10 protein-coding genes and 1 pseudogene are annotated in these 14,451 nt (G+C 70.9%); 6 read left to right on the plus strand and 5 right to left on the minus strand.

Annotation, left to right across the window (positions count from 1 at the left end):
* A partial coding sequence (locus tag ABT130_RS44690; protein WP_350966082.1) for a CDP-glycerol glycerophosphotransferase family protein occupies positions 1–1,842 on the plus strand: 1,842 nt, incomplete at its 5' end.
* Entirely contained in the window at positions 1,839–2,966 is a 1,128-nt protein-coding gene (locus ABT130_RS44695; RefSeq protein WP_350966083.1) for a glycosyltransferase, read from the plus strand. The genes ABT130_RS44690 and ABT130_RS44695, both read left to right, overlap by 4 nt.
* Positions 2,967–2,975: 9 nt before the next feature.
* Here the strand turns inward: ABT130_RS44695 and ABT130_RS44700 are convergent, their stop codons facing one another.
* On the minus strand, positions 2,976–4,478 hold the full coding sequence (locus ABT130_RS44700; protein WP_350966084.1) for a hypothetical protein: 1,503 nt from the start codon (positions 4,476–4,478) through the stop codon (positions 2,976–2,978).
* A 264-nt stretch (positions 4,479–4,742) separates the two neighbouring features.
* Between ABT130_RS44700 and ABT130_RS44705 the strand changes: the two genes are divergently transcribed.
* Entirely contained in the window at positions 4,743–5,561 is an 819-nt protein-coding gene (locus tag ABT130_RS44705; protein ID WP_350966085.1) for a polysaccharide deacetylase family protein, read from the plus strand.
* On the opposite strand, the gene ABT130_RS44710 is transcribed toward ABT130_RS44705, so the two are convergent.
* Positions 5,465–6,808, minus strand: coding sequence for an acyltransferase family protein (locus ABT130_RS44710; RefSeq protein ID WP_350966086.1), 1,344 nt, complete (start codon positions 6,806–6,808; stop codon positions 5,465–5,467). The two genes, ABT130_RS44705 and ABT130_RS44710, sit on opposite strands and share 97 nt — an antisense overlap.
* A 343-nt stretch (positions 6,809–7,151) precedes the next feature.
* Here ABT130_RS44710 and ABT130_RS44715 point away from each other — a divergent pair, with 343 nt between their 5' ends.
* Both ABT130_RS44715 and ABT130_RS44720 read left to right on the plus strand, forming a co-directional pair.
* Positions 7,152–8,453, plus strand: a complete 1,302-nt coding sequence (locus ABT130_RS44715) for a Dyp-type peroxidase (RefSeq protein WP_350966087.1) — start codon at positions 7,152–7,154, stop codon at positions 8,451–8,453.
* Positions 8,454–8,520: 67 nt separating this feature from the next.
* On the plus strand, positions 8,521–9,570 hold the full coding sequence (locus ABT130_RS44720; protein ID WP_350966088.1) for a YVTN family beta-propeller repeat protein: 1,050 nt from the start codon (positions 8,521–8,523) through the stop codon (positions 9,568–9,570).
* 101 nt (positions 9,571–9,671) lie between these two features.
* Here ABT130_RS44720 and guaA read toward each other — a convergent pair whose 3' ends face one another.
* Positions 9,672–11,243: a glutamine-hydrolyzing GMP synthase gene (gene guaA, locus ABT130_RS44725; protein ID WP_451935412.1), complete on the minus strand. Its 1,572-nt coding sequence runs from the start codon at positions 11,241–11,243 to the stop codon at positions 9,672–9,674.
* A 36-nt stretch (positions 11,244–11,279) separates the two neighbouring features.
* The gene (locus tag ABT130_RS44730; protein ID WP_350911494.1) at positions 11,280–12,113 is read right to left on the minus strand and encodes an SDR family NAD(P)-dependent oxidoreductase; all 834 of its coding nucleotides are present in this window, start codon (positions 12,111–12,113) and stop codon (positions 11,280–11,282) included.
* A gap of 85 nt (positions 12,114–12,198) precedes the next feature.
* Between ABT130_RS44730 and ABT130_RS44735 the strand changes: the two genes are divergently transcribed.
* Positions 12,199–12,945 carry an SDR family NAD(P)-dependent oxidoreductase gene (locus ABT130_RS44735; RefSeq protein ID WP_350911492.1) on the plus strand — a complete coding sequence of 249 codons (747 nt, stop codon included), beginning with the start codon at positions 12,199–12,201 and terminating at the stop codon, positions 12,943–12,945.
* A gap of 85 nt (positions 12,946–13,030) precedes the next feature.
* Here ABT130_RS44735 and iscB read toward each other — a convergent pair.
* Positions 13,031–14,388, minus strand: a pseudogene (gene iscB, locus ABT130_RS44740) (RNA-guided endonuclease IscB).
* Positions 14,389–14,451: the final 63 nt, after the last annotated feature.

Here is a 14,451-nt window from a genome sequence, read left to right on the forward strand (position 1 = left end):
TCGGTGCCGCCCCGGGCGGTCACCGCGGCAGGCGGGCGGGTGTTCTGGGGGGCGACGCTCCCGCTGAGCGAGCAGGGCAGGAGCGAGCTGGACGTCACCGAGTTGCACCTGGCGGAGCAACCACTGGCCGGCGCGCTGCTCCGGCACGAGCTCGTCGACCTGCAGGCGTCCAGGGACGAGGTCCGGTTGCGTCTGCGGACCTACGACCCCGGCCGGGTACTCGACGGCCGCTCACTGACCGCCTGGCTGCACATCGGCGGCAGGAAGAAGACGATCGCCTCGATCCCCTTCGAGCCGGCACCCGTCGTGACCGAGCCGCCTGAGGGAGCGCGAAAGCGGCGGGGGCTGGAAGGGCAGTGGGACCCGGAGGAGGCGGAGGGCACCCAGATCCCCGAGGGGACGGGCATCCTGGAGGCGACGGTGTCGATCTCCCTGCCCGAGCTGGACTGGCCGGACAACGCCGTCAGGCCACAGGCGGTCACGATCTGGCTCCACGAGGGTGAGCGCCGCAACGCCAGGCCCCTGCTGGCGTCCCCCGGCCTGTCGTTCACCTCCGTGGGCACGGTGGGCACGGGCCGCCTGGTCCTGGAGGCGTCCGCCGACATCCCGTTCCGGCTCGTGGCGCGCAGGCTCGGCCACGTGCCCACACGACGCCTGCCGAGCATGGCGGAGCTCTGCCGGCACCTGCTGTCCGACCTGGCCACCCCCCGCAACCTGGGCCGCTTCTACCGGCTGGTCAGCGCGACGGTGCCGGTCAACCGCCGCCTGGTGCTCTTCGAGTCCGCCGAGGGGAGCGGCTACACCGGCAACCCGCGCTACGTCTACGAGGAGCTGCAGCGACGCGCGGGCGGCCTGCGCGCGGTCTGGTCCCACGCGGGCGTCCCCGAGCGCTTTCCCGAGGACGTCGACCTCGTCCAGCGCGACACCTTCCGCTACGCCTGGACCCTGGCGCGCGCCGGCTACTGGGTGGACAGCCACAACCTCCCCTACTGCTACCGCAAGCGCAAGGGCACCCGCTACCTGCAGACCTGGCACGGCCAGGTGTTCAAGAAGATGGGGCTGGACGAGCCCCGCCACCGGACGCAGCCCGCCCTGGCCAGGAAGTACACCGAGGCGGTGGCGCGCTGGGACATGCTGCTCACCCCGGGCCGCGACTTCCGCCGGGACTTCGCCGAGGCCAGCGGCTTCAAGGGCGAGCTGTTGCACGCCGGCTACCCGCGTACCGACGTGCTGGTGCGGCACGCCGAACCGACGCAACGCGAGCGGGCGCGGCGGGTCAGGGAGTTCTTCGAGATCCCGGCCGGAAAACGGGTGGTCCTCTACGCGCCCACGTACCGCGACAACGGGCGTTTCAGCGGCGAATCACTCCGGATCGACCTGCCGGCCCTCGCCGCCACGCTCCGCCCGGACTGGGTGGTCCTCGTCCGTGCCCACCCCTACGACCGCTTCACGGTGCCCGACCCGCTCGGCTGGCTGGCCCGGGACGCCTCGGCGTATCCCGAGGTCAACGACCTGATGCTGGCCTCCGACGCGCTGGTGACGGACTACTCCTCGATCATGTTCGACTATGCCTGCCTCGGCCGGCCGATCCTCTACTACGTCGACGACCACGAGCGCTACGCCTCCGCCCAGCGGGGGGTCTGCTTCGACCTGGCCGAGGTCGCCCCCGGGCCGCTGCTGCGCGACCCGGGCGAGCTCGCCGCCGCGCTGGAGGAGCTCGGTGAGATCACCGAGCGGTACGGGCGGCGCTACGCGGAGTTCCGCGACCGCTGGTGCGGCCTCGACGACGGGCAGGCGAGCGGCAAGGTCGTGGACGCCTTCTTCCCGGAGGTCGTGCGATGAGAGCGCGAAACGTCATCTTCCTCAGCACCGACGGCGACTCGATGGGCGGGTCCCAGCGGGTCATCCACACCCTGGCCCAGGGCCTCGCCACCCGCGGGCACCGGGTGACCCTGGTCAGTATCAACCCCTCCAGGCAGCCGCAGACCTACTTCGCCGACCCGGTCTACCGGCACGCCACGCTGTACGACACACCCGCCCCCGAGGCCGCCCCCCGCTCGCTCCCGTGGCGCAGGGCGAAGGCGCGGCGGACCCCGGAGGAGATCGCCACCGCCAGGCAGCGGCTGCTCCGGCTGACGGACCGGATCGACGGCGGCTATATGGTCATCGCCTCACCCTGGGCCGCCCACTGGGTCGCCGACCTGCCCATGCCGCACATCGCCAAGATCGGCCAGTACCACCAGTCGTACGCCGAGGCCGTGGACTCCCCGAACCTTCGGTTGATCAAGAAGCACTACGCGCCCCTCGACAAGGCGCTCTTCCTCTGCGACGACTACGCCGCGTCCTTCACCAACCACCGGCTCGCCAACTGCGGGACCATGCTGAACCCGGTCAGCGTCTTTCCCGAGCAGGCCGCCGCGCTGCGCAACCCGCGGATCGTCTCGGCGGGACGGCTGGTCAGGGTGAAGCGGATCGACCTGCTGATCGACGCCTTCGCCGCCGCGGCCCCCGCCGTCGCCGAACCGTGGGAGCTGCACATCATCGGCGACGGGCCGCTCAGGGCGGCGCTGGAGGCGCAGGCCGCCGAGACCGGACTCGGCGGCCGGATCGTCTTCCGCGGGCGGGTCGAGAACGTCGAGGCCGAGTACCTCGACGCCTCCATCGTCACTCTGAGCAGCGACTTCGAGGGGTGGGGGCTGGTCCTCGCCGAGGGCGCGGCCTGCGGGCTGCCCGCCGTGGCCTGCGACGCCTCGGCCGGGGTCAGGACCCTGGTCTCGGACGGTGACAACGGCGTGCTGGCCGAACCGGGGAACGCGGGGAGCTTCGCCGCCGCCCTGGAGCGCCTCATGTCCGACGCCGAGCTGCGCCGGCGGATGGGGGCCAGAGGCAGGGAACGGATGAGGGCCTACCGGCTGCCCCGTGTCCTGGACCGCTGGGAGGCGCTGTTCGACGAGATCGACCGCTGACGCGGGCGCTCATCGCCGGGGCGGCAGGGTTCGTACCTCCCGCAGCAGGAGCGGCACGAACAGGACACCGATGAAGATCGGCGCCACCATGAACCGGAAGTCCGGCGCGGTGTTGGTGAGGATCACGCCGAGCTGCTGCCCCGCGACCACGGCCGCCCCCGCGAGCGCCGCCCCGCTCCCGGTCCGCCGCCACGCGAGCGCGGCCGCCGCGTAACCGAGGTAGCACCAGAAGGGCGCCCGCCAGAGCAGCCACTCAAGCTGCCTGACCGTGCTCGCGTCCAGCGCGGACAGCCCGGCGGCCCGCAGACCGGCGGAGAACGGCCGCTGCCGCATCGCCGAGGCCGCCGGGGTGCCCGCCCAGCCGTCGGGGAGCCGGGGATCGCGCAGCGAGAAGCGATAGAGCTCGCCGCCCGGCTCGCCCGAGGTCGAACCGACCTGCCAGGCGAGCGCGGCACGGCAGATCCGGGCGCTCAGCATCACACCGGGCGCGCGGACCAGCAGCCCGCGCCAGAGTTCCAGCACGTCGGAGATCCGCTGCTCGGCCCGCGAGTGGCTGAAGGCGGGGTCGAAGAAGACGCGCGCCATGGTCTGACAGGTCGCGCCCCGCCGCCAGGCGTGCAGCGGGGCGATCGTGGCGAGGAGCGCCCGCTGCTCGCGGTCGAAGAGCCGGGGGCGCTCCCCGTACGCCACGGCGAGATCGCCGAACACCGTCTGGTAGGCGAACGAGCGGGACGGCGGCGCGATGCCCATCGCCGGGTAGCCGGCGCCCAGCAACAGCAGCGGCGCCGCCACCGCCGCCGCGGCCACCGTCGCCAGCGGGCGGCGGGCCGCGGGCAGCAGCGGGAGCAGCAGGATCGCGGCGATCAGCGCGACGAGGAAGCCGTTGTTCCTGAACAACCCCAGCCCGGCGAGTTCGGCACCGAGGGCGGCCAGCCGCGGATCCCAGGTCCACCCGCCCTTGAGCACCCTGTTCCTGAGCGTGCCCCGCGTCCCGCTCCCAGCCGCGCGCCGTACCGCGGCGGGCCCGGTCGCGAGCCGTACGGCGGTGCCCGCGGCCAGCACCGCGCACACCGTGAACGGCACGTCCTTCCACATCGTCACCGTGAAGGCGCCGAGCGGCGGTGACAGCACCGCGCATCCCAGCGCCGCGAGCAGCCCGCGCCCGCGCACGCCCAGCGACCTGAGCGCGCCCGCGAGGTGGGCCAGCGCGGCGGCCATCGCCGCCGTCTGCGCGAGGGTGACCGGGGACAGGTCGCCGGTCACCCTCAGCGAGAGGCCGAGCAGGGCGTCATAGGCGACCGACTGGCCGGCCACCCAGGGGCCCGTCGTGACGTGCGCGACGTAGGTGACGGAGTCCGGGCTCATCAGCCCGGGGTGGAAGGCGAGCCACCAGCCGAGCAGCACGAGCTGGCCGGTCGCGTAGCAGGCGAGCGTGAACCACCGGTCGCGGGTGTCGCGAACATCGCCCCGCTCCCTCTCGACCGAGGGCGGCCCCACCGTAGCGATCGTCATGCTCTCCCCAGCGTTTTCCGGCAGGGGGCGTTGCCCATCATCAGGCAGCAGCGGGGCGCGTCCATGCCGCTATACACAGCCATGACCTGGGGAAACGTCAAGTTTTCGGTAGGGCGCGCACCGTGGCGCGGTCACCGGAACACATGGGCTTTCACAGGACATTGTGACGCTTCAGCCCCAGGAGCCATCAGGCACCTCGATAGGATGCCCACTCGACCGACGTCGATTTGACCCGGAGATCCCCTCATGAAGTCTCCTGTCCGAATGTTGCTGGCCACATCCTGTGCGCTGGCCATGATCGCCACCCCGACCGCCGCGTGGAGTGCGGAACAACCAAAAACAACGGCCAAGTCGGCGGACAAGGCCAAGCCCGCCCCCAAGCCCGTGCCGGTGGACTGCGCGAAGGTCAAGTGCATCGCGCTGACCTTCGACGACGGCCCCGGCAAGTACGCCGACAAGCTGCTCGACACCTTCAAGAAGTACAACTCCAAGGCGACGTTCTTCCTTGAGGGTCAGTACGTGAAGTCCCGCCCCGCGTTCGCCAAGCGGATGGTCGCCGAGGGCCACGACATCGGCAACCACAGCTACAGCCACCCGCACCTGCGGGAGCTGTCCGAGGACAAGATCCGCGAAGAGCTGACCAAGACCCAGGACATCGTCAAGAAGTCCACCGGGAAGTACCCGACGACGATCCGGCCGCCCTACGGCGAGTTCGACCAGCGGGTCACGGCGATCGCCACCGAGATGGGCATGCCGATCGTCCTGTGGAACGGCGGCTCCCGCGACTGGGCGACCAAGAACGAGAAGGCCATCTACGACGAGGTGCTCAAGAACGCCAAGCGTGACGGGGTCATCCTCATGCACGACTGGGTCGAGCAGACGGTCAAGGTGATGCCGAAGCTGCTGACCGCGCTGCAGAAGCAGGGCTACCACGTGGTGGCGGTCTCCTCGCTGCGCGGTGCCAAGGCCACAAAGGCCGGAGAGGTCTACCCCGTCGGCTCCGAGAAGAACGAGGACCTGACCTCCGAGTCGCCCACCGGCGACCCGGGCGACTGGGCGGAGTCACCCGCGGACGGCAGCTGAGCCGCCTCACCCGAGGACGCCCTCTTGGCCATCTCAGCTGAGGGCGTCCTCTCGGTGATCTCGTCCGCGGACCGCCGCCGAGCCAGCCGCCTGCCCAGCCGCTGCATGGGAAGCTCCACGTAGCGGTGGGTGAGCAGGCTCAGGCCGAGCACCACCAGCACGAACGCCGCGGACAGGGAGAGCTGCACCACAGGCCCCGCGGCCCGCACGTCCCCGACAACGGCGTGCGCGATCCGCAGCAGCGGGTGATGCAGCAGGTAGACCGAGTAGCTGACCAGCCCCAGCCAGACGAGGAACCTGGGCAGCCGGCGCTCGCGCAGGGCCATCGCGCCCGCGAACGACGCCCCGGCCAGCGCCATGGTGACGAACCACGGCCCCGGCTGCACCCACCACCAGCCGGCCTGCTCCGACCAGACCGGGGCCAGCGCCACGAACACCGTCGCGGCCGCCACCGGCCAGAGGGCTCCCTCCCCGTGCTCCCAGCGGCGGATCGCGGTCCCGGCGAACATCACCGCGAGAATCGCCGCCCCCAGCCACGGGACGAAACCGGAGAAGATCAGCAGCACCACGGCCATCGCACCGAGGACATATGCGGCGATCTTCGTGAACCGTCCGCCGATCAGGCAGGCCAGGCCCGCGAAGAACAGCACGCCGGACACGTACGCGGGCCCGGAGCCCTTCAGCAGCGGCCCCGTCAACACCAGCCCCGCCACGACCGCGACCGCCCCGAAGCCGATGGCGAAGGCACCGCTCGCGCGGTGCACCCCGCCGACGAACAGCGCGGTGACGATCAGGTAGAAGACCATCTCGTACGAGAGCGTCCACATGGTGTCGGCCAGGCCGCCCAGGTGCACCACGTCCAGCAGCATCGTGGCGTGCGCGGACACCGAGGCCAGGTCCCTGGGCACCTGCTCGCGGACGGGCATCCAGATCGCCATGACCAGGACTCCCACCGCGACCAGCAGGTAGATCGGGTAGAGCCGGAACACGCGGCTGATCCAGAAGGCCCGCACATCACCGCGCCGCTCCAGCGAAACCGGGATGATGTACCCGCTGACCAGGAAGAACACCAGGACGCCGTACATCCCGAGGTTGAACCAGTACGGCCGCAGGGCGGGCATGAACCAGGGCAGCATGTGCTCCAGCAACACGGCGACCGCGCCGATCCCACGCAGCGCGTCGAGCCACGCCAGGCGGGGGACGGAAGTCTTGGTGGAGCCTGCGCCGGTCAGGGTGGAGGAGGACACCCGCCCCAACTTACCGTTCGGCACCCCGTGAAACCCCGCCATCAGCGGTAACCGTCCCCGGTGGACGGAGGCCGGCATCGCTCCGACTACCAAGAGGTAGTGGTTTGTAACGCTCCGTAAAGGATGCGCCAAAGTCGGCCGATGGCGCGCGAATCAAGTATTCACCGGACCGGGCGTCCATTATATTGCGATATTAGGATCTTTGTCCGATTACCTATGGCCGCAGCCCAGACACTGCTTGGAAATCACCGCCAACAGTGGCAATCGCTCGCCCCGGTCGGCCCGGGGAAATCAAGCCACGGCACCGGCAAGGCACCACCGGGTTCGCTCCGGGAGAGAAACCATGACCGATGAGAAACCCCGTCCCCCAGAAAACAGCCGGCCCAGCGGAGAATGTCCGGCAGGTGCCTTTGGGCGGCGGTCGTTTCTTCAAGGCACACTCGTCACCGGCCTCGTCGGAGCGGCGGACAGAAGCCCACCGGGCAGCGACGCGCCCCTCGCCGACAGGTCGGCGGGCGGCAACGCGAGCACGGGTGCGATTCCGTTCCACGGCTACCACCAGGCGGGCATCGCCGATCCTCCACAGCCGGTCGGGAGCTTCGCCTCCTTCGACGTGACCGCCGCCGACCGCGGAGAACTCATCGAGTTGTTCCGCACGCTGACCGCGCGGGCCCGCCTCCTCACCACCGGCGGCACGCCACCGAAGGCGCCCCCGGGGTCACCGCCACCGGACAACGACATCCTGGGACCCAGGATCGTGCCGGACAACCTCACCATCACCGTCGCCCTCGGCGCGACCCTCTTCGACGGCCGCTACGGACTGGGCGCGCGCAAGCCGATCCAGCTCATCACCATGCAGCCCTTCCGTCACGACGACCTGGACCCCGGGCTGTCCCAGGGCGACGTGCTGGTACAGATGTGCGCCGATCACCGCGACACGACGGTGCACGCGCTGCTCGACATCCTTGCCCACACCGACGGCGTGATGAAGCCGCGCTGGCGTATCGACTGCCAGCGCAATCCGCCGCGCCCCGCCGGTACGCCGCGGGACTGGTTCGGTTTCAAGGACGGCATCGCCAACCCGGACACCACGAACACCGCCCAGATGGACCGGCTGGTCTGGGTGCAGCCGCACACCGCCGAACCCGCCTGGGCGGCGGGCGGTACCTACCAGGTGCTGCGCATCGTCCGGTTCAACCTCGAAGCCTGGCAGAAGCTGCCCCTTGCCCAACAGGAGCGGATCTTCGGCCGCCGCAAGGCCAGCGGCGCCCCGATGTACGCCTTGTCCGAGAACGCCTCCGACCTCCTCGATCCCGTCTACACCAACGACCCGCAGGGGCTGATCACCCCGCTGAACTCGCATGTCCGCCTGGCCAATCCGCAGACCCCGCAGACCGCGGCGACCAGCACCATCCTGCGTCGCAGCTACGACTACAACCAGACTCTCGGCGTACACGGCGGCCTTGACCTGGGGCATGCGTTCTGCTGCTTCCAGCGCGAGCTGAACACCTACATCACCATGCAGACCCGGCTGGAGGGCGAGGCACTGGTGCCGTTCATCAGCCCGCGGGGCGGGGGCTACTTCTTCGCCCCTCCGGGCGTGCGCGACGACCGGGACTACTACGCCCGTGGACTCCTGACCTGATCGCCACCTCCGGCGAGAGGCGGTCCGGGCCACAGACCGAACCTTTGCGATGCGCACGGGAGGCAAGATGCGTTTCCTCCGGCGAGTCCGGGCCGGCACCGCCGGTCGGCGGCGAAGAAGGGCACTCGGGACGGTGCTGGGGGCCGGCCTCGGGCTCCTGCCGGCCTCCGGCCTGCCCGCCGCGCCGGCCGGTCCGGCCGCGGCGCCCCCCGCGGTCGTCCTCCCGGGCGCCGGTGGCCACGTGTACGTCACCAACCAGCTCGACAACACGGTCTCCGTGATCGACGCCCGAACGAACAAGGTCATCGCGACCGTGCCGGCCGGTACCGCGCCCGAAGGCATCGCGGTCGCCCCGGACGGCAGGCACGCCTACATCGCCGACAACGGATCGGCCGAGGTCTCGGTGCTCGACACCCGGACCAGAAAGATCGTCGCCACCGTACCGGTCGGGAAGGCCCCCAGCGGTGTCGAGCTGAGTCCGGACGGCGGGTTCCTCTACGTGGCCAACGGCGGTTCGAACAGCGTCTCGGTGCTCGACACCCGGACCAACCGGGTGACCGCGTCCGTCCCGGTCGGGATCTCCCCGGTGAGCGTGACCGTCAGTCACGACGGCGCCGAGGCCTACGTCGCCAACGCCGGATCGGGCAGCGTGTCGGTCATCGACACCCGTACGCGTCGGACCACCCGGGTCCTTCCCGCAGGCCGCTCCCCGGTGGGCGTCGCCGTCACCCCGGACGGCCGGTCGGTCTACGTCGCCGACGAGGTGGCGGCGAGCGTCTCGGTCGTCGGAACCCGTACCGGCACGATCACGGCTACCGTGCCGGTCGGCGAGGGCCCTTTCGACGTGGCGCTCGGACCGGACGGCCGGTCGGCCTACGTCACCGCTCTCGGACCCGGCCAGGTATCCATGATCGACACCCGTAGCCACCGCGTCTCGGCGACGGTTTCCGTGGGGCCTCCGGGCACCGACCCGTTCAACGTGGCGGTCACTCCCGGCGCGGTCTACGTCACGCAGCAAGGGGCGGGCACCCTCGCGGTCATCGACCCGAGAACCTTCAAGGTCGTCACGACCATCAAGGTCGGCAGCAACCCGTACGGCGTGGCGGTGGGCCCGTGACGACCGTCCCGTGCGTGTCCCCGACCGTGGGAAGGCCGAGACCTGCGCCTTCCGGGCCGGGGACACCGGCCCGCCGATCGACCACGTTCCGGCGAGAGCGCCTACTCCCACTCGATGGTGCCCGGGGGCTTGCTGGTCACGTCCAGCACCACCCTGTTGACCTCACGGACCTCGTTGGTGATGCGGGTGGAGATGCGGGCGAGCACGTCGTAGGGGACGCGGGACCAGTCAGCGGTCATGGCGTCCTCGCTGGAGACCGGGCGCAGCACGATCGGGTGGCCGTAGGTGCGGCCGTCGCCCTGGACGCCCACCGAGCGGACGTCGGCGAGCAGCACGACCGGGCACTGCCAGATCTCCCGGTCGAGACCTGCGCGGGAGAGCTCCTCGCGGGCGATGGCGTCCGCCTCGCGGAGGATCTCCAGGCGCTCGCGGCTGACCGCGCCGACGATGCGGATGCCCAGCCCCGGGCCGGGGAACGGCTGGCGCCAGACCATGGTGGCGGGCAGGCCCAGCTCCTCGCCGGCCCGGCGGACCTCGTCCTTGAACAGCGCGCGGAGCGGCTCCACCAGCGAGAACTGAAGATCGTCGGGGAGGCCTCCGACGTTGTGGTGGGACTTGATGTTGGCGGTGCCGGTGCCGCCGCCCGACTCGACCACGTCGGGGTAGAGGGTGCCCTGGACGAGGAAGTCGACGGGGCCGTCGGCGATGATGGCGCGCTGCTCGTCCTCGAAGACCCTGATGAACTCGCGCCCGATGATCTTGCGCTTCTCCTCGGGGTCGGTGACCCCTTCGAGCGCCTTCAGGAAGCGCTCCTGGGCGTCGGCCACCCGGAGCTTGACCCCGGTGACGGCCACGAAGTCGCGCTCGACCTGCTCGGCCTCCCCCTTGCGCAGCAGCCCGTGGTCGACGAAGACACAGGTCAGGCGGTCACCGATGGCCCGCTGGACCATGGCGGCGGCCACCGCGGAGTCGACGCCGCCGGAAAGCCCGCAGATGGCGCGGCCCTCGGGGCCGATCTGGGCGCGGATCGCCTCGACCGCGTCCTCGACGATGTTGAGCATCGTCCAGGAGGGGCGGCAGCCCGCAGCGTCCAGGAAGTGCTTCAGCACCGCCTGGCCGTGCTCGGAGTGCAGGACCTCGGGGTGGAACTGGACGCCGTACAGGCCCAGTTCGGGGTTCTCGAAGGCGGCGACAGGCGTCTCGGCGGTCGCGGCGGTGACCGTGAAGCCCTCGGGGGCGGCGGAGACGCTGTCCCCGTGGGACATCCAGACCGACTGCTTCGCGGGCAGCCCCGCGAAGAGCACGCCCTGGTCGCTCACCTCCAGGTGGGTGCCGCCGTACTCGGCGGTGCCGGTCCTGGCCACCTCTCCGCCCAGCTCCTGGGCCATGACCTGGAAGCCGTAGCAGATGCCGAAGGTCGGCACACCGGTGTCGAACAGGCCCTCGGGCGCGGCCGGGGCGCCCTCGGCGTACACCGACGAGGGACCGCCGGACAGGATGATGGCCTTGGGCTTCTTGGCCATCATCTCCGCCACCGGCATCGTCGACGGGACGATCTCGGAGTAGACGTGGCATTCACGCACCCTTCGCGCGATCAGCTGCGCGTACTGCGCGCCGAAATCGACGACCAGGACCGTGTCGAACTCAGACACCAAGACCCCCAAAAGGAACAGAGCGGTGCTCCCAGTCTATCGGCGCCCGTCAGCGCGCTACTCGTGGATGGGAAACGGGGGCAGTTTCCCCGCGAGCAGGGCCTCGGTCTGGTCGCGCAGGCCCGCCGCGTAGCCGGGATGGGTGAAGACCAGGAAACGCTCCTCGCGGATGGCCGCCACCGCGGCGAGCGCCACCTGTTCGGGGTCGATGCCCCGTTCCACCAGGCCGTCGATGATCCCGACGGAGGCCGCCTCGTCCTCGGTGGGCCTGGCGACCGCGAGATTCTCCGGCCGGACCCGTTCCGAGCGGTTGATGCCGGTCCGCACCCCGCCCGGGCAGAGCGCGGTCACCCGGAGCTTGGAACCGGCTACCGCGAGGTCCTGGGCGAGAGACAGCGAGGCGGCGAACGCGGCGTACTTCGAGACCGAGTAGGCGCCGGAGAACGGCGCGGCGAACAGCCCCGCCACCGAGACGGTGTTGAGGATGTGACCCTCGGTGTCCTGGGCGATCATGCGAGGGACGAAGGCCCGGATCCCGTGGAGCACACCCCAGAGGTTCACCCCGAGCAGCCAGGCGAAGTCCTCGGGCCTTCTCGTCCACATCTGACCGCCCTGGAAGACCCCCGCGTTGTTGCACAGTACGTGGACCGCGCCCAGTTCGCCGAAGGTCCGGTCGGCGAGGTGCTGCACGGCCGCCTGGTCGGAGACGTCGGTGATCTCGGTGATGACCTTGGCCCCCTCCACCAGCGAGGCGGTCTCCGCGAGAGGGCCCGGATCGATGTCGGCGAGCATGAGGGCCATCCCCTCCGCTGCCAGGCCCAGCGCGAGCGCCCGGCCTATCCCGCTGCCCGCCCCTGTGACAACCGCGACCTTGCCTGACAGTTCACGCATCGCGCCGCCTCCCCTGCTGCCTTACCTAGCGACCAGTTGGGCACAAAACTAACGTTAAGCTCACCACCAGTCGAGGAGGCAGGCCATGACCGGCACCGGAGTCATCGTCACCGGCGGAGCGTCAGGGATCGGCAGGGCCTGCGCGCTCGCGCTCGCCGAGGCCGGGCGCCCGGTCGCGATCTGGGATCTCGACGAGACGGGCGCCAAGGAGACCGCCTCCTTCGTCGCCATGAACGGCGCCCCGGCGATCTCCGTCACCGTCGACGTCACCGACGCCTCGTCCTTTCCCGCCGCGGTCGCCACCAGCCGCGACGCCCTGGGGGCGATCGGCGGCCTCGTGCACGCGGCCGGGATCGCGGCCCCCCTGGGCGTCGGCGAGCTGACCGAGGCGGCCTGGGACGCGGTGCTCAACGTCAACCTGCGCGCCCACGCCCTGCTGGTCAAGGCCCTGCTTCCGGACCTGCGCAAGCAGGAGGGCTCCGCGGTCGTCGGCATCTCCTCGGTCGAGGGCCTGGTCGGGCAGGCGTTCATCCCGGCCTACTGCTCTTCCAAGGCGGGCATGCTCGGCCTGACCCGCTCCATGGCCCACGAACTGGCGCCGATCCGGATCAACGCCGTCTGCCCCGGCTACATCGACACCCCCATGCTCGTCAAAGCCACCGGCGGCGACCAGAGCTTCATGGAGTCCTTCAAACGCAAGTCCCTCTTCCACCGTCTCGGCCGTCCCGGGGAGGTCGCCGCGGCCGTACGGTTCCTGCTGAGCGACGAGGCGTCCTTCATCACCGGCACCCACCTGGTCGTCGACGGCGGCGCCACGGCCGTCGACCGCTGATCCCGCGGGTGACGCGGTTCGATCCGCCGTTCGGCCCGGCGGGCGCGGCGCCGAGGTCCCGCCGGAACCGGCCGTGGCACCGAGGTCATCCGATGCCTTCAGCGTGGAGCCCCCCGCCTTCAGGCGGGGGAGGAAACGCGGCACGGTGCCGTGTTTCCGGGTGGGTGGTGTAGCCGTAGCCGTCGGCTCGCTGGAGCAGGCGGACGTGGCGGTGGCCGATTCCCTGCACGGTGCCGTGCCGGGTGGTGATGTTGAATTTTCCGGTGGAGCGGACCGCGACCCGTCCGGTGTGAACTCCGGCCTTCTTGCCGGTCGGGACGGTCGCGCGGACCAGGTCGCCGGTGGCGAACCCCTTGACGTGCTTGGTCCGGGGGAGTCGTAGCCGGGGGAAGCCGTAGCGGTCGGTGCGGGTACGGCAGTAGGTGCCGCGCCCGGTCGCCTTGACCACGAGCACGGTGGACGGCCAGGTGGTCACGGTGTCGAGCGAGCCGACGTGCAGCGCGTCCAACGTGTGGGACTTCGGCGCGCCGGTGCGGGAGCGGTTCCATTTGGTGCACCCGCCGGAGGCGCCTGCCACGGGTAGGCCGGTGGCCTCCAGCGCCTGCCACAGTGCCCAGCGGGTGGTGTTGACGGCGGCGGCGTCGCGCAGCGGTGCTTTCGCCTGCTTGAGGATCTTCGCCAGGAGTGCGGGTCTGGTTTTCAGGAACTCCTGCACGGGGGTGGCGTCCTTGGTCTGGTTACACCGGACGCAGGCCAGGGTGAGGTTGCTGATCCGGTCGGAGCCGCCCCGGCTGCGGGGGTGGATGTGGTCAAGGTTGAGCGGTACGCCGCTCGCGCCGCAGTAGGCGCAGGTGCGCCCCCACTTGGCCAGCAGGTATTCGCGGACCTCGTACCCGGCGAGAGTGCCCCGCTGGTACTCCGCTCCTTCGAGCGGTCGCCCGGCCGACAGGGCGTAAGTGTCGAAGGAGACCTTCTCCACGTGGACGGCGGCCACGGGCGCCCACCGGGCCAGCCGCACCACCTGCGACATGGTGGTGTCGACGCGGTGTTGCAACGACGGTGCCAGCCACCCCTCGGCCTGGTGCGGTTGAGAAACCGGGGGGCACGGTAGCGCAGGTTCCGCCCTCGGCGTCCCCGGCGCAGTGCGGCCCGCGAGGCGAGCCTGTCGCGGATCGTTCCGCCTCGGTGGTCGAGCCGGATTGAGTACCTCCCTGTCCGGCTCCCGTCGCGGTCGGTGAACACGGCCAGGCCGGTGTGCTTGGAGCCGGGGTCGATACCGACCTGTACGCCTGTCACGGCGGAGTCGGCAGCCGACCGGTCTTTGAGGCGGATGACGAACGGGGTGTGACGGGCCACGACCGCCCGCCCAGCTGCCGGCAGGCGGCGGGCGCGGGCGGGGTGGCAGGGGTCAAGCGGGTGGCCGTGGCGGTCGAGGACGAACACGGCCGGGTGAACCTCACGGTTCGCTCCCTCAGGCGCCGAAGCGCCCTCGGGGTGACGCCGATC

Origin of the sequence: Streptosporangium sp. NPDC001681 (genome assembly GCF_040298085.1) — a bacterium.
GTDB lineage: Bacteria > Actinomycetota > Actinomycetes > Streptosporangiales > Streptosporangiaceae > Streptosporangium.